This is a genomic window from Agrobacterium sp. ST15.16.024, from assembly GCF_027956545.1.
In the GTDB taxonomy this organism is placed as follows: domain Bacteria; phylum Pseudomonadota; class Alphaproteobacteria; order Rhizobiales; family Rhizobiaceae; genus Agrobacterium; species Agrobacterium cucumeris.
On the sequence record NZ_JAQKGO010000001.1, the window covers coordinates 880,997 to 897,253 of the forward strand.

Genomic DNA, 16,257 nt, shown 5'->3' on the forward strand with positions numbered 1-16,257 from the left:
TTCGAGGCAAGCATGGCGACCATAGTTTTTCAGGCGGCGGGTGCGGCGCTCGGTGGCATTTTCGGCCCCGTGGGTGCCATCATTGGCCAGGCGGCCGGTGCGCTGGCGGGCAATACCGTCGACCGTGCCCTGCTTTCCAGCGGCCGCACCGTATCGGGCGCACGGCTTTCGACGGCGCGTATTCCGGGAGCGGATGAGGGAGCGGCCATTAACCGGCTTTACGGCACGGCAAGGATCGGCGGCACGCTGATCTGGGCGACGCGGTTTGAGGAAAGCGTCGAGGTGGAGCGGCGCGGCGGCAAGGGCAATCGCGGCCCGAAGGTGGAGACTTTTCGTTATTTCGCCAATCTCGCCGTCGGCCTCTGCGAAGGTGAGGCTGCCATGGTGCGGCGCATCTGGGCGGACGGCCGCGAAGTTGATCTCACCGGCATCGAGATGCGGTTTTATTCCGGCAGCGAAACGCAATTGCCGGATCCGCTGATCGAGGCGAAACAGGGCAGCGGCAATGCGCCTGCCTTTCGCGGGCTGGCCTATGTGGTCTTCGAGCGCCTGCCGCTCGACGACTATGGCAATCGTATTCCGCTGATGCAGTTCGAAGTCATGCGGCCGGTCGGCCGGCTGGAAAAATCGATCCGCGCCATCACCGTCATTCCAGGGGCAACGGAACATGGTTACGCCACGGCCCCCGTTTCGGAACGCACCGGCATGGGACAAAGCCGGGTGATGAACCGCAACGGCCTGACTGCAGCGACCGACTGGCAGGCGGCCATCGACGAATTGCAGGCGCTGTGCCCCAACCTGCAAAGCGTGGCGCTGGTGGTGAGCTGGTTCGGCACGGATATGCGGGCGGGCGAGTGCCGCATTCTGCCCGGCGTGGAAGTGGCGGCCCGCGATGGCGAAACGGCGCCATGGTCGGTTGCCGGCCTTTCGCGTGGTGAGGCGCATCCGGTCAGTCATCATGGCGGCGGCCCGGCCTATGGCGGCACGCCTGATGATGAAAGCGTGCTGCAGGCGATAGCCGACCTCAAGTCTCGTGGATTGAAGGTCTGCCTTTATCCCTTCGTGATGATGGACGTGCCCGCCGGCAATGGTCTGCCGGATCCCTATGGCAAGGGCGAACAGGATGCTTATGGCTGGCGCGGGCGCATCACCTGTTTTCCCGCACCCGAAAGGCCCGGCTCTCCCGACCGCAGCGTTGCGGCGCGCCGGGAAGTCGAGCGGTTTTGCCACCGCGATGAGGGTTATCGCCGTATGGTGCTGCATTATGCGGCGCTTGTGGTGAGAGCAGGCGGGGTGGATGCTTTCCTGATCGGCTCGGAGCTGCGCGGGCTGACGGGCCTGCGCGATGAGAACGATGCCTTCCCCTTTGTGGAGGAGCTGGTGCGGCTGGCGGGTGATGCGCGCGCCATCATGGGGCCGGCGGTGAAACTTACCTATGCGGCGGACTGGAGCGAATATTTCGGCCATCAGCCGGCGGATGGTTCGGGCGATGTCTTTTTCCATCTCGATCCGCTCTGGGCGAGCCCCGATATCGACGCCATCGGTATCGACAATTACATGCCGCTGTCCGACTGGCGCGACGAGGATGCCGCAAACGGCAATCCTGATGGCATGACTGGCCCGGATGATGTTGACGCTTTCCGACGCGCCATCACGGCTGGTGAGGGTTTCGACTGGTATTATGCCAGCGATGCCGATCGCGTCGCGCGGCGACGCACGCCCATCACCGACGGGCTGAAGGGCAGGCCGTGGGTCTTCCGCTACAAGGACATCGGGAACTGGTGGGGAAACCGCCATTACGACCGGGTGCGGAGCGTGGAGAAACCCACGCCGACACTCTGGGTGCCGGGCTCGAAACCCATCTGGTTCACCGAACTCGGCTGCCCGGCGGTGGACAAGAGCGCCGCGCGGCCGAATGTCTTTCCTGATCCGAAATCGGCGGAAAACGCCTTTCCCTATTTCTCCCGCCGGAACCGGGCAGACAGCCAGCAGCGGCGGTTTCTGGAAGTGCATCTCGACCATTGGGATCAGGGCGATACGGCGATGGTGGATAAAAACCGGGTCTATCTCTGGACCTGGGATGCGCGGCCCTATCCCGCCTTTCCGCAGAATGGCGCGGTGTGGAGCGATGGCGGCAACTGGCGCACCGGCCATTGGCTGAACGGCCGGCTGGGCACGGCGACACTTGCCGATACCATCGCTGCGATCCTGACCGATCACGGCTTTCCCGCTTTCGACGTCTCCGCCGTCAGCGGCGACATGACCGGTTATGTGCAGGGTGATGTGACCTCGGCCCGCGCGCTGCTGGAGCCGCTGATGGCGGCATTTCAGCTGGATGTGGCGGAGGACGGCGGCACCCTGCGCTTCCGCTCGCGTAATACGGCGGTTTTACCCGTCAGAGATATTTCCGTGCTTGCCGATCTCGATGACGAGCCGCTCTGGTCGGAAAATCGCGGCCATGACAGCGATTTTGCGGCTGAAGTCATGCTGACCTCGTTCAACCCGGCGCTCGATTACGAACAGGCGGGCACGCGTTCCCGCCGCATCGATGATGCCGGCAGCCGGGTGATGCGGCTCGACCTCAACGCCGCCTTGCCGGCGGAAGCGGCGGAAGCCGCCGTCGAGGCAGCCTTGCGCGACAACCGTCAGGCGCGGCGCACAGTGCGTTTTGCCCTGCCGCCCGCCGATATCGCCCTCGAACCCGGCGATTGTATCCGACTGCCGGACGGCGCTTTTCCACTGGCGCGGGCAGGCCGGTTTCTGGTCAGCCGCATCGAGGATGGCGCGGTGCGGCAGGTGGAGGCACGCGCCTTTTCCACTGCCGTTTCGGCTTTTGCCGGCGTGGTGGATGAGCGGCGCGTTGGCAATGCAAGTGGTGCCGAGGGTTTCGCGCCGGAAGTGCTGTTTCTCGACCTGCCGCATCATGATGGCGTCGCGCCGGAGCATTCGGCGAGGATCGCAGCCTTCGCAAGGCCATGGCGGCCAATCCTCGTTTCCGCATCCTCCGGCACGGAAGGTTACCGGCAACGCGCCGTGCTCGACCAGCCGGCCATGATCGGCGCGCTGGCGAAGCCGCTTTTACCCGGCCCTTCGGGCCGTTTCGACCGGACGAATGCTGTCCTGATCGACCTGCCTTTCGGCGGGCTCGCCTCGGCAAACGAGCTGTCGGTGCTGAACGGTGAAAACCGCATCGCCATCAAGGCCGCAAACGGCGTCTGGGAGATCGTCGCTTTCGCAAAGGCCGAAGAAATTGCGCCCTCGCGCTGGCGGCTCTCCAACCTCCTGCGCGGACTTGCGGGCACGGAAGATGCGTTGGCTGCCGGTGCGCCGGCGGGCGCACCGGCGGTGATGCTGGATGCGGCGGTGCGGCCACTCGGCCTTGCCGTTGGCGAACGGGGATGGCGGCTGAACTGGATCGTCGAGGCGGCGGGAAAGGCGGGCGCTTCGGCCGGGCCTTTCGCCTTCGAGGGTGGATTGCGGGCGCAGATACCGCTTTCCCCGGTGCATCTTTCCGGCGAACGGAAAAAGGATGGCGTGCTGATCCGATGGAAACGCCGGAGCCGGATGGAGGCCGATGGCTGGGATGCGAGCGACATCCCACTGGACGAGCCTTTCGAGCGATACCGTGTCGAGGTGCTGGAAGGTGAGGCCGTCAAACGCGTGTCGGAGGTTTCCGAACCCCGCTGGTTTTACACTGTCGCAGCCGAACTCACAGATTTCCCGGTCCTGCGGGATCACATTTCCGTGCGTGTCCGCCAGCTCGGCCGCGCGGTGCCTCTGGGAGTGGTGGCGCAAGCCTTTCTCCCGCTCTGACAACTGCCTGAAAAACAACGCAAAGGATGAGAGAATGGACAGTACCAAGGCATGGTATCAATCACGCACCATCTGGGGCGCACTGATTGCGGTTTTTGCGCCGCTTTTCAGCGTCGCCGGCCTCGACCTGCCGGCCGGCCTGCACGGTGAACTGGCGGAAGGGCTGGTAACGGTGGCGGGCGGAATTGGCGGCCTGATTGCACTTTATGGCCGCCTTTCGGCAACCCGCGCCATCCGCTGACGATAATCGCAGCAGCAGAACCCCCGCCGCGGCTCCTGGCGGCGGGGGCAGCATTCATTTGCCATTCAGACGCTTTGCGCTACATATTCGGTCACAATAAGGTTCGAGACGCACCCGGTTTTTGGAAGTTTGTAGAATGGCATCACCTCTCATCATCGCGACGCTTGCAGCCGGGCTTTCCGGTTTCACGGCGCCCGAGGCTGATCAGCAGGGCCACTACATTCTGGCTGCCAGCGATTGCGGCGCAGCCGTCGCCCGTGTTGTGCGCGAAACCGGTGGCCAGCTTCTTTCGGTCTATCCTTCCGGCGACGGTCAGTCCTGTGTCGTCACCGTTCTCGTCCAGGGCAATGGCGAGCGCCCGCGCAAGGTAACGATGCGCGTGCCGATGTAGCTTGCCCGCATCGCCGAAATATCGGAAAACAATCCGAGACACTTAGCATGACCGGAACGCAGGCGGGCCGGGACACAGGAAAGGGCGGACAATGCGTATTCTCGTTGTTGAGGATGATGCCAATCTCAATCGTCAGCTGACCGACGCGCTGAAAGAGGCCGGTTATGTTGTCGATCAGGCATTTGACGGCGAAGAAGGGCATTATCTCGGCGATACCGAACCCTATGACGCCATCGTCCTCGATATCGGCCTGCCGCAGCTGGATGGCATCACCGTCGTTGAAAAATGGCGTGCGGCCGGCAAGGCCATGCCGGTCCTCATCCTCACCGCCCGTGACCGCTGGAGCGACAAGGTGGCTGGCATCGATGCCGGCGCCGATGATTACGTGACCAAGCCTTTCCATGTGGAAGAAGTGCTTGCCCGCGTGCGCGCGCTCATCCGCCGTGCCGCCGGCCACGCTTCCTCCGAGCTGGTCTGCGGTCCGGTCCGGCTCGACACCAAATCCTCCAAGGCAACCGTCAACGGCACGACGCTGAAGCTCACCTCGCACGAGTTCCGCCTTTTGTCCTATCTCATGCATCACATGGGCGAAGTCGTCTCGCGCACGGAACTGGTCGAACATATGTACGATCAGGATTTCGACCGCGATTCCAACACGATCGAGGTGTTTGTCGGACGTTTGCGCAAGAAGCTCGGGGTTGATCTGATCGAGACGATCCGTGGTCTCGGTTACCGGATGCAAGCGCCGGCAGATGCGAAGTAATTCTCTCACCGCCCGCGTTCTGCTGCTCGCGTCCGCCTGGTCGGCGCTGGCGCTGGTGGTGATCGCCGTCGTCATTTCGACGCTTTACCGGCAGGGCGTGGAGCGCAGCTTCACCGATCTTCTCAGGGCGCAGCTTTACAACGTCATCAATTCCGTGACGATTTCCAACGAAAATACGCTGGCCGGCAGCCCGCAGCTCGGCGATCTCCGGTTTTCGCAGCCCGATACCGGCTGGTACTGGGTGGTGGAGCCGCTCGGCAATTTCCAGACTGCGCCGCTGGTGTCTTCCTCGCTCGGCGTGTCGACGCTGCCGGTGCCGAGCATTCTCGACGCCCCCTTCGACAACAGATACGAGCGATTTTATGCCGTTACCGACGAGGCCGGCAACAAGGTGCGTGTGGCGGAAACGGAAGTCGTGCTGGACGGGGAGGGCCGGGCGGCCCGTTTCCGTGTTTCCGGCAATCTGAATGTCGTCGAAGACGATGTGCGTGATTTTTCCAACAGCCTCTATCTGGCGCTGGCAGTCTTTGGTGTGGGCAGTCTGGTCGTCAACGGCCTTGCCATTCTCTACAGTCTGCGGCCGCTCGATCAGGCCCGTGTCGCGCTCGGCAAGATAAGGGGCGGCGAGGCGGAAAGCCTCGAAGGTGAATTCCCGCGTGAAATCCAGCCGCTGGCCAATGAGGTCAATGCGCTGATCGACAGCAACCGCCGGCTGGTGGAGCGCGCCCGCATGCAGGTCGGCAATCTCGCGCATTCGCTGAAAACACCGATTGCCGTACTGTTGAACGAGGCCCGCACGCTGGAGCCGCAGCATGGCGATCTGGTGCGTGCGCAGGCCGACGCCATGCAGGCGCAGGTGCAATCCTATCTCTCCCGCGCCCGCATCGCCGCCCAGCGCGGCTCCATCCTTGCCCGCGTGGAAGCGGAACCGGCGCTGGAACGGCTGGTGCGTGTGATGCGCCGCCTGAACCCCGAAAAGCAGTTCGTGCTGAATTTCGAGCAACCGGGCGCGGTACTCGGCATGGAGCAGCAGGATCTGGAGGAAGTCGTCGGCAACCTTCTGGAAAATGCCGCGCGTTTTGCGCAGACCAGAGTGGTCGTCACGCTTGCCACCGGCACGCATCCTTCCTCCGATGCCGAAATAGGCCGCCGGTCCTGGGTGGAGCTGACGGTGGAGGATGACGGGCCGGGGCTGGAGCCGGAACAGATCAGCGAGGCGATGAAGCGCGGCCGGCGGCTGGACGAGAGCCGTCCGGGCACCGGACTCGGCCTGTCGATCGTTTCCGAGGTGGTGTCAGAATACCATGGCCGCTTTTCGCTGTCGCGCAGCGCCATCGGCGGGCTGAAAGCCGATCTGATTTTGCCGGGCCTTTCAAAAGAGCTTGCGTGATGCAAGAAAAAAGGCAAGAAATTCAATGGCACCATATTGGGTGCAATGCGGTAGAAAAGAGGACAGGGTTTGGTTGACGTGTATGATGGCTGTCGCTCCGTGACGATGCGTTCGCTGGTGTCACGCCCGGCACTTCTCTCGATCCTGTGCGTTTCGATGCTGAGCGCCTGCACCACCACGGGCACGCGCCCGGCGGGTGGCGGCCTGTTCGGCCGCTCGGCGCAGCCTTCGACGCCTTTCCTTGCCAATCTTGAGGGCGGCATTGTCGGGCGAAGCGGCGTGCAGCTCGACAGGGGCGATCAGACCAAGGCGCTGGAGGCGGAATACAAGGCGCTGGAAACGGCGCCTGTCGGCACGCCCGTTGCCTGGAACGGCGATGACGCCAAGGGCCAGGTGGTCGCCAATGCGCCCTATCAGGTGGGCAATCAGAACTGCCGGCAATATTCGCACAGCCTCACCGTGGATGGACGCGAGACCAAGGTGCGCGGTGCGGCCTGCCGCAATGCCGATGGCAGCTGGTCGCCTTTGACCTGACGGGTTTGACGTAAATCAAGGCCACCGACCTCCGGCAATGACAAGAAGAGGCACGGCGGAACGGCCGAAACAGGGCTTGCGGTGCGGCGTGATGTCTCAAATTCACGTCATCCCCGCGCTTCATGTTTCCATGTGCCGCGCATTCGAGTAATTGAGCCTTATGTTCTGGATTGTCGTTGCGATATTGACGGCGGCTGTCGCCGTCGTCCTGATGTACCCGCTGATGCGGAAGACCGAGGCGCCTGAGACGCGCCGCGACGGTGAGGTTGCCGTTTACCGCGACCAGCTGGCGGAACTGGACCGTGAACGTGCGGCGGGTCTGATCGGCGAAACCGAGGCGGATTACGCCCGCGCCGAAATCGGCCGCCGCTTGCTTGCCGCCGCCGAGGCGGAAGAAGAGCAGGGCAAGCAGGACCGGCCACGCCGGCACAATCTCGCCGCGAGCCTCATCACCGTTCTTTTGCCCGCACTCGGGCTCTGTCTTTACGTCTGGAACGGCAGTCCGGAAGTGCCGGACATGCCGCTCGAGGCGCGTCTTGAAAAGCCCGACAATGACATGAACCTGCTGGTCGCCCGCGCCGAAAGGCATCTGGCGCAGAACCCGGATGACGGCGCCGGCTGGGATATTCTGGCCCCGATCTATTTCAAGACGCTGCGGCTTGGTGATGCCGAGCTTGCCTATCGCAATGCGCTTCGTATTCTGGGGCCAAGCGCCGAGCGGCTGACGGGCCTTGGCGAAACGCTGGTGGCTGGCAATGACGGCATCGTCATCGAGGCAGCGCGTGACGCCTTTGCTGAGGCCGAGAAGCTGAAACCCGGCAATCCGCGCGCCCGCTTTTATCTGGCGCTGTCGCTGGAACAGGCGGGCAAGGCGGACGAGGCACGTGCAGCCTTTGCGGCGCTGGAGGCCGATGCACCGGCTGGCGCACCCTGGTTGCCACTGGTTCGCGAACATATCACCCGTACCGGCGGCGAGGCGGCCCCAGCCGCGCCCGGCCCGACCGCGCAGGATATGGCGGCTGCGAATGACATGACGACCACCGACCGGCAGGCGATGATCGAGGGCATGGTGGCAAGCCTCGACGCCAAGCTGAAGGAAAACCCGGCCGATTTTGAAGGATGGATGCGGCTTGTGCGCGCCTATGCCGTGCTGAAGAATGAAGCCAAGGCCGGTGAAGCCTTGAGGGCCGGCCTGCAGGCTTTCCCGCCGGAGGGTGAGCAGGGCCGGCAGCTGCTGGCGCTGGCGAAGGAACTGGGCGTTTCCGCCGGGCCAATCCGCACCAACGGGCAACAGGATGCCGCGCCGCAGGGAGTGACGCAATGACCCGCAAACAGAAACGTCTGGCAATCATCGGCGGCGGCATGAGCTTCATCGTTGCAGCCGTGCTGCTCGTCATGTTCGCCTTCGGCCAGTCCATCGCCTATTTTTACATGCCCGCCGATCTGGAAAAGACGCCCGTCAATCCCGGCACCCGCATCCGTCTCGGCGGTCTGGTGGCGGAAGGTTCGATCAAGCGCGGCGAGGGCCGTACGGTGAGTTTCACCGTGACGGACGGCGAGGCGAATGTGCCTGTCAGCTATACCGGCATCCTTCCCGATCTTTTCCGCGAAGGGCAGGGCGTGGTGACCGAAGGCGTTTTCGATGTCGCGACCCGTGGCTTCGTGGCCGACAGCGTGCTGGCCAAGCATGACGAGAATTACATGCCGAAGGAAGTGGCCGACCGGCTGAAAGACAAGGGTCTGTGGCAGCATGGCGGAGAAGGCGAAGAGCCGTCCGCCGCAACGCCATCGGCCGGTGCCGTCTCCACTGACAAGACCGGAGCGACAAAATGATCAACGAGATCGGCCATTATGTTCTGGTTCTGGCGCTTGGCGTGGGGCTCATCGTCTCGACGCTGCCGGTCATCGGCGCGCGCCGCAACGACCGGGCGCTGATGGATGTCGCCTCGCTTGGCTCCGTCATGATGTTCCTGCTGGTGGGGTTTTCCTTCGCGGCGCTGACGCGGGCCTATGCGGTCTCGGATTTCTCCGTGCGCAACGTCTGGGAAAACTCCCATTCGCTGATGCCGATGCTCTACAAGCTGACCGGCGTGTGGGGCAACCATGAAGGCTCCATGCTGCTATGGCTGCTGATACTGGTGTTTTTCAGCGCGCTCGTTGCCGCCTTCGGCCGCAACCTGCCGGAAACGCTCAAAGCCAATGTTCTGGCCGTACAGGCCTGGATTTCCGTTGCCTTCCTGCTGTTCATCCTGCTCACCTCCAATCCGTTTCTGCGTCTGTCACCGGTGCCGGCCGAGGGGCAGGATCTGAACCCCATCCTTCAGGATTTCGGCCTCGCCATTCACCCGCCGCTGCTTTACCTCGGTTATGTTGGCTTTTCCGTCTGCTTTTCCTTCGCCGTTGCGGCGCTTTTGGAAGGCCGCATCGACGCCGCTTGGGCGCGTTGGGTAAGGCCCTGGACGCTCACCGCCTGGACTTTCCTGACTGCCGGCATCTCCATGGGCTCCTACTGGGCCTATTATGAACTCGGCTGGGGCGGCTGGTGGTTCTGGGATCCGGTGGAAAATGCCTCCTTCATGCCGTGGCTGGCTGGAACGGCACTTCTGCATTCGGCGCTCGTCATGGAAAAGCGCGAGGCACTGAAAATCTGGACCGTGCTTCTGGCGATCATGACCTTCTCGCTGTCGCTGCTCGGCACCTTCCTCGTCCGCTCCGGTGTCTTGACCTCGGTGCATGCCTTCGCCACCGATCCGAGCCGCGGTATCTTCATTCTCGGCATTCTGACCATCTTCATCGGTGGAGCATTCGCGCTCTTTGCATGGCGCGCGCCGTCGCTGAAGGTCGGCGGCCTGTTTGCGCCGATCTCGCGCGAAGGGGCACTCGTCCTCAACAATCTCATTCTCACGGTCTCGACTGCCACGGTGCTGATCGGCACGCTTTATCCGCTCATTTTGGAAACCCTGACGGGCGAAAAAATCTCGGTCGGTGCACCCTTTTTCAACCTCACCTTCGGTCTGCTGATGATCCCGATCCTGATCGTCACGCCGTTTGGGCCGATGCTGGCGTGGAAGCGCGGCGATCTTCTCGGCGCCTTCCAGCGGCTTTATGTGGCCGCCGCCATTGCAGCCCTTGCCGGGCTGACGCTCTGGTACGTGGAAAATGGCGGCCCGGTGCTGGCGGCACTCGGCATCGCCGCCGGTTTCTGGTTGATTTTCGGTGCGTTTGCCGATCTCTGGTATCGCGCCAATTTCGGCAAACTGGCCTTCGGCATCGCATTCCGCCGTCTGAAGGGCCTGCCGCGCTCGGCCTTCGGTACGGCCCTAGCGCATATGGGCGTCGGCATCACCGTGCTCGGCATTGTCATCGTCACCACCTATGAGACCGAAACCGTCCTGGAAATGAAACAGGGCATGGTGGCGGAAGCGGGCGGTTACAGCCTCACCTTTGATGGTATCCGCCACGCTGTCGGCCCCAACTTCACCGAGGATCGCGGCCATTTCACCGTGCGCAAGGCGGGGGTCGAGGTGGGCGACGTCTGGTCCTCGAAGCGGCTCTATACCGCGCGGCGCATGCCGACGACGGAAGCCGGTATTCTGACCTTCGGCCTCAGCCAGCTTTATGTCTCGCTGGGTGACCCGATGACCGATGGCGGCATGGTGGTGCGCATCTGGTGGAAACCCTTCATTCTGTGCATCTGGGGCGGCACGCTGTTCATGATGGTGGGCGGCTTCATCTCGCTCTCCGACAGGCGTCTGAGGGTGGGGGCACCAAATCGCAAGGCGAAGCCAGTCCGACCGGCGGCAATGCCGGAGGCGGCGGAATGAGTGTGGCGCTTTCCTCATTCCTGTGCTTGTCACAGGAATCCAGTCGACGCGCGTCTGCGCGGCGGGAGAGTTTTTTCAGCCCAAGGACTTGGGCTGGCTGGATTCCTGTGACAAGCACAGGAATGAGGAAGATCGTGGCGGGGCTTACGCTTCTTCTCGCACTCCTGTTTGCCCCATGGCCCGCCTTCGCCTTCAACCCCGACGAGGTCCTCAAAGACCCGGTGCTGGAACAGCGCGCCCGCAACCTGACGTCTCAGCTGCGCTGCATGGTCTGCCAGAACCAGTCTATCGATGACAGCAACGCCGAGCTTGCGCGTGACCTGCGCGTTCTGGTGCGTGAGCGGCTGGTTCAGGGTGACAGCGACAAGGCCGTCATCGATTACGTCGTGTCGCGTTATGGCGAATTCGTGCTGTTGAAACCCCGTCTCAGCCTTCGCACCGTGCTTTTGTGGGGCGCACCCGTCGGCCTTACCCTTGCGGGCATTTTCGCCGTTTTCGTCTTTTCGCGCCGTCGCGCAACGCAGGAGCGGCCACAAAAACTGAGCGCGGACGAAGAAGAAAGAATCCGTAATCTCATTGAAAAATAACCGGTTTCCATGTCGGCCCCCGGTTCTTTTTCAACATTACGGATTTTTCATTCGTCAGACACTTCGCCGTAAGGTGTTGCCTCCTATATCTTCATCATCCACCGCTTCTCCCCCGGTCAAACGGGCTCCAGTCTGAATGAAGAAAGAAGGTACCAATGTCTCACTCTCAAAACGGACGTTTCTCGCTGAAAACGGCTCTGAAGGCCACGACCGTCGGCGGCCTTGCCGCGCTGATGCTGTCAACCGGCATCGCCGCACCGATCGCCCATTCGCTTGCAGCACCCGTCGAAGTAACCGCGCCGCAGGTTCCGAGCTTTGCCAATGTGGTTGATGCGGTTTCGCCCGCCGTCGTCTCCGTTCGCGTCCAGTCGAACGTGCAGCCCGCTTCCGATGATTCCAGCAACTTCTCCTTCAACTTCGGCGGCCGTGGTCTCGACCAGCTGCCGGACGATCATCCGCTGAAGCGTTTCTTCAAGGAATTCGGCGGCCCCAATCAGGACCGTTCCGAGCGTGGCCCGAACCGCCACCGTGACGGCAAGGGCCCGCTGCGCCCGGTCGCCCAGGGCTCGGGCTTCTTCATCTCCGAAGACGGTTATGTCGTCACCAACAATCACGTTGTCGATGACGGCTCCGCCTATACGATCGTGATGAATGACGGCACCGAACTCGATGCCAAGCTCGTCGGCCGTGATCCGCGCACCGATCTGGCGCTGCTGAAGGTCGATGTGAACCGCAAGTTCACCTATGTGAAATTCGCCGATGACACCAAGATCCGCGTCGGTGACTGGGTCGTCGCCGTCGGCAACCCCTTCGGTCTCGGCGGTACGGTGACCTCGGGCATCATCTCCGCCCGTGGCCGCGATATCGGCTCCGGCCCCTATGACGACTACCTGCAGATCGACGCTGCCGTGAACCGTGGCAACTCCGGTGGCCCCGCTTTCAACCTCAACGGTGAAGTGGTCGGCATCAACACCGCCATCTTCTCGCCTTCCGGCGGCAATGTCGGCATCGCCTTCGCCATCCCCGCATCGGTGGCCAAGGACGTGATTGCCGACCTGCAGAAGGACGGCAAGGTCGAGCGCGGCTGGCTCGGCGTGCAGATCCAGCCCGTCAGCAAGGATATCGCCGAATCGCTCGGTCTTTCCGAAGCAAGCGGCGCACTCGTTGTCTCGCCGCAGTCCGGTTCGCCGGGCGACAAGGCCGGCATCAAGCAGGGTGACATCATCACGGCCGTCAATGGCGAGCCGGTCAAGGATGCCCGCGACCTGTCGCGCCGCATCGGTGGCATGGCCCCCAACGCCAAGGTTGAAATCTCGCTCTGGCGCGGTGGCAAATCGCAGTCGGTAACCGTGACGCTCGGCGATCTCGCAAGCGACGACGCTTCCAAGGCGACGCCTGCCCAGAACGACGACAAGGGCGGTCAGTCCTCCAGCGAGAAGGTGCTCTCCAGCCTCGGCCTGACGGTTTCGCCCGCCGATGACGGCAACGGCCTTGCCATCACCGATGTCGATCCCGACAGCGACGCCGCCGCCCGCGGCCTGAAGACCGGTGAGAAGATCACCTCGGTCAACAACCAGCAGGTCGCTTCTGCCGCCGATATCGAGAAGATTCTCGAGCAGGCCAAGAAGGACGGACGCTCCAAGGCGCTGTTCCAGATCCAGACGGACGACGGCAGCCGCTTCATCGCTCTGGATATCGACCAGGGTTGATAGGTTGACAGGCGATGCCGGTTCTTTGTGGAGCCGGCATCGCATCTCGCTCTCGAGACGGGGCGGTTGAATATGGCAGGGCGCTACGGCCCGTTTTCTTCTCTCCGGCGGGGAGAAGAAAGGACCGGCAACGCCGGTCCAGGCAGTATCGCGGAGGAAACCTCATGGAAAACAAGGTTCAGGAAATGTCTGTCGCATCTCTTTCCGGTTGTGCGGAAAAGGGCGAGGGCGCTATTGTCCCGCACATGAAGATTCTTGTCATTGAAGACGACCTGGAGGCTGCGGCCTATATGACCAAGGCGTTCCGCGAAGCCGGGATCGTCGCCGATCACGCGAGCGACGGTGAGAGCGGCCTGTTCATGGGCTGCGAGAACGCCTACGACGTCATGGTGATCGACCGCATGCTGCCGCGCCGCGATGGGCTTTCCGTCATAAGCGAGCTGCGCCGTCGCGGCATCGAGACGCCGGTTCTGATCCTCTCCGCTCTTGGGCAGGTGGATGACCGCGTCACCGGCCTGCGTGCCGGCGGCGATGATTATCTGCCGAAGCCCTATGCCTTTTCCGAATTGCTTGCCCGCATCGAGGTGCTGGGCCGCCGCAAGGGCAAGCCCGAGCAGGACATGGTCTACCGGGTCGGCGATCTCGAACTTGACCGCCTGTCGCATGATGTCCGTCGCGGCGGCAAAGAGATTTTGTTGCAGCCGCGCGAATTCCGCCTGCTGGAATATTTGATGAAAAATGCCGGCCAGGTGGTAACCCGCACCATGCTCTTGGAAAACGTCTGGGATTATCATTTCGACCCGCAAACCAATGTCATCGACGTGCATGTCTCCCGTCTGCGCTCGAAGATCGAGAAGGACTTCGAGAAGCCGCTGCTGAAGACCATTCGCGGTGCCGGTTACATGATGAAGGACGAGGGCTGATTGGCGAAAATGGCCCGCCTCAGAATATTGTTCCGGTCGACCGCGGTGCGCCTCTCGGCGCTCTATATCCTTTTATTCGCGCTATGCGCCGCCTTTCTGGTCTTCTACGTCACCGCACTTTCCGAAAAGCTGTTGAACCAGCAGACGCGTGATGCCGTCTTGCAGGAAGTCTCGGATGTGCAGCGCATCTATAATCGCGGCGGCATCAACCCACTGCTCAGGATGATGGAGCGCCGCGCCCGCCAGCCGGGCGCGAGCCTTTACGTCATTGCCGGCCCGAATGGCGAAATCCTTGCCGGTAACGTTGCCTCCGTGCAGCCCGGTGTTTTCGACAAGGAAGGCTGGACGGGCTTTCCCTTCCGTTATGAGCGTTATTCCGAAAGTGGCGACAGCGTGCAGCACCTCGCCACCGCCAATATATTCCTGCTGGATAATGGCCTGCGCATCCTGATCGGCCGCGACCTTGGCGAGCCGACCAAGTTCCGGGCGCTGGTGCGCAATGCGCTGATGGTGGCGCTGGCGATCATGAGCGGCGGCGCGCTGCTCATCTGGTTCGGCATCGGCCGCAATGCGCTGAAGCGCATCGATCGCATGTCGGCGGCGACCAAGAAGATCATGGCCGGTGATCTGTCGCAGCGCCTGCCGCAGGGCCGCTCGGGAGATGAGTTCGATCGACTGTCCGGCTCGCTCAATGCCATGCTCGGCCGCATCGAAAAACTGAACGAGGGCCTGCGGCAGGTTTCCGACAATATCGCCCACGATCTCAAAACGCCGCTGACCCGGCTGCGCAACAAGGCCGCCGCAGCACTTGACGACGATGACGAGACCAAAAGGCGCTCAGCGCTTGAGGGCATCATTGCTGAGTCCGATCAGCTCATCCGCACCTTCAACGCGCTGCTGATGATCTCCCGCGTCGAGGCCGGCTCGATCGCCGCTGAAATGACCGATGTGGACGTCTCGGCAATCGCCGCAGACAGCGCCGAACTTTACGAGCCGGTGGCCGAAGATGCCGGCCTTGTGCTCGAAACCCAGATAGAGCCCGGACTTTCGGTGCAGGGCAACCGCGAACTGATCGGCCAGGCGCTGTCGAACCTCATCGACAACGCCATGAAATATGCCTGCGAAAGCGAAGGCGACAAAAAGCTCGTCGTTCGTCTGGCGAGAGAAGAAGAAGCAATCGTGCTTTCCGTCGCCGATAATGGCCCCGGAATTCCCGCCGACAAGCGCGGCGAGGTGCTGAAACGTTTCGTGCGGCTGGATGAAAGCCGCTCCAAACCGGGCACCGGCCTTGGCCTCTCCCTGGTGGAGGCCGTGATGGAACTGCATGGCGGATCGCTGCTGCTGTCCGACACCGATGCGTCGAATGCCGCCTGCCCGGGGCTGACCGTTTCGATGGTATTTCCCGTCTCAAAACCATAAGCCAAGCCATACGGCGATCTCGTCCTTGCAAGCGAGGGCGTTGCCTTGCGTCAGGCGGGTAACGGTTTGGCGGATCACCGAAATTTGCGCAGACATTCTTTCCCGGTCGAAAAAATAGCTGCCGTGCGAGATTGAATTGAAAGGTGATCGGAAGAATATTCATGAGGATGATTGCTGCACTTAATGCGTCGGTTCGACAGCGATCGACAAGAGGACTTGGCGACAGATGGCAGGCACCACTCCCACAGCCAGCGACCGGCATGGCCCGATCATTCTGTTCGATGCCGAATGTGTGCTGTGTTCCGTGAATGCGCAATTTGTGCTGCGGCACGATAAGGCAGGGTACTTCCGGCTGGCGTCGATGCAGGGAGAGGTCGGTGCGGAAATCTATCGGCGTCAGGGCATCGACCCCACCAATCCGGCAAGCATGCTGGTCGTCGAAGGCGACAGGGTGCGGCAGGACAGCGACGCTGTGCTGAGCATCTATGAGGCGCTTGGCATGCCGTGGCGGCTTGTTGCCATAATGCGCGTCATTCCCGCCTCCTTACGCGATCCCCTTTATCGCTTCGTTGCACGCAATCGCTACCGGTGGTTTGGAAAGCGTGAGCAATGCTGGGTAGCGCCGCCGGAATACAGGGACAGGATCCTTTGAAGATGGCGAAG

14 protein-coding genes are annotated in these 16,257 nt (G+C 62.4%); all 14 read left to right on the plus strand.

The features are described from left to right. Positions 1 to 12: 12 nt before the first annotated feature. The 14 genes from PL640_RS04380 to PL640_RS04445 all read left to right on the plus strand — a co-directional run bounded on the left by PL640_RS04380 (position 13) and on the right by PL640_RS04445 (position 16,246). Positions 13 to 3,813 (plus strand): baseplate multidomain protein megatron, encoded by a 3,801-nt coding sequence (locus tag PL640_RS04380; protein ID WP_271360914.1) that lies wholly within the window; start codon positions 13 to 15, stop codon positions 3,811 to 3,813. Between the two features lie 34 nt (positions 3,814 to 3,847). Further along, positions 3,848 to 4,054, plus strand: coding sequence for a hypothetical protein (locus PL640_RS04385; protein WP_271360915.1), 207 nt, complete (start codon positions 3,848 to 3,850; stop codon positions 4,052 to 4,054). Between the two features lie 136 nt (positions 4,055 to 4,190). Beyond that, the gene (locus PL640_RS04390; RefSeq protein ID WP_035218215.1) at positions 4,191 to 4,445 is read left to right on the plus strand and encodes a hypothetical protein; all 255 of its coding nucleotides are present in this window, start codon (positions 4,191 to 4,193) and stop codon (positions 4,443 to 4,445) included. A gap of 91 nt (positions 4,446 to 4,536) precedes the next feature. Continuing rightward, positions 4,537 to 5,208 (plus strand): response regulator transcription factor, encoded by a 672-nt coding sequence (locus PL640_RS04395; protein WP_003509815.1) that lies wholly within the window; start codon positions 4,537 to 4,539, stop codon positions 5,206 to 5,208. Then, positions 5,198 to 6,598 carry a sensor histidine kinase gene (locus PL640_RS04400; protein ID WP_046798674.1) on the plus strand — a complete coding sequence of 467 codons (1,401 nt, stop codon included), beginning with the start codon at positions 5,198 to 5,200 and terminating at the stop codon, positions 6,596 to 6,598. The genes PL640_RS04395 and PL640_RS04400 overlap by 11 nt, the downstream gene beginning before the upstream one ends. A 105-nt stretch (positions 6,599 to 6,703) precedes the next feature. Continuing rightward, the gene (locus PL640_RS04405; protein ID WP_142839927.1) at positions 6,704 to 7,132 is read left to right on the plus strand and encodes a hypothetical protein; all 429 of its coding nucleotides are present in this window, start codon (positions 6,704 to 6,706) and stop codon (positions 7,130 to 7,132) included. Positions 7,133 to 7,292: 160 nt separating this feature from the next. Next, positions 7,293 to 8,456 (plus strand): c-type cytochrome biogenesis protein CcmI, encoded by a 1,164-nt coding sequence (gene ccmI, locus PL640_RS04410; RefSeq protein WP_271361452.1) that lies wholly within the window; start codon positions 7,293 to 7,295, stop codon positions 8,454 to 8,456. Continuing rightward, the gene (gene ccmE, locus PL640_RS04415) at positions 8,453 to 8,965 is read left to right on the plus strand and encodes a cytochrome c maturation protein CcmE (RefSeq protein WP_271360916.1); all 513 of its coding nucleotides are present in this window, start codon (positions 8,453 to 8,455) and stop codon (positions 8,963 to 8,965) included. The genes ccmI and ccmE overlap by 4 nt, the downstream gene beginning before the upstream one ends. Continuing rightward, a complete protein-coding gene (locus PL640_RS04420; RefSeq protein WP_271360917.1) occupies positions 8,962 to 10,956 on the plus strand; it encodes a heme lyase CcmF/NrfE family subunit in 1,995 nt (664 codons plus the stop codon). Before ccmE ends, PL640_RS04420 begins: the two co-directional genes overlap by 4 nt. Positions 10,957 to 11,078: 122 nt before the next feature. Further along, positions 11,079 to 11,543: a cytochrome c-type biogenesis protein gene (locus PL640_RS04425; RefSeq protein WP_161991158.1), complete on the plus strand. Its 465-nt coding sequence runs from the start codon at positions 11,079 to 11,081 to the stop codon at positions 11,541 to 11,543. Between the two features lie 155 nt (positions 11,544 to 11,698). Continuing rightward, complete coding sequence (locus PL640_RS04430; protein WP_271360918.1) at positions 11,699 to 13,252, plus strand: Do family serine endopeptidase; 1,554 nt, start codon at positions 11,699 to 11,701, stop codon at positions 13,250 to 13,252. A gap of 164 nt (positions 13,253 to 13,416) precedes the next feature. Further along, positions 13,417 to 14,175 (plus strand): response regulator transcription factor, encoded by a 759-nt coding sequence (locus tag PL640_RS04435; protein ID WP_035218197.1) that lies wholly within the window; start codon positions 13,417 to 13,419, stop codon positions 14,173 to 14,175. Between the two features lie 9 nt (positions 14,176 to 14,184). Beyond that, the gene (locus PL640_RS04440) at positions 14,185 to 15,594 is read left to right on the plus strand and encodes a sensor histidine kinase (RefSeq protein ID WP_271361454.1); all 1,410 of its coding nucleotides are present in this window, start codon (positions 14,185 to 14,187) and stop codon (positions 15,592 to 15,594) included. A gap of 226 nt (positions 15,595 to 15,820) precedes the next feature. Continuing rightward, positions 15,821 to 16,246 (plus strand): thiol-disulfide oxidoreductase DCC family protein, encoded by a 426-nt coding sequence (locus PL640_RS04445; RefSeq protein WP_271360919.1) that lies wholly within the window; start codon positions 15,821 to 15,823, stop codon positions 16,244 to 16,246. The last annotated feature ends 11 nt before the right edge of the window (positions 16,247 to 16,257 follow it).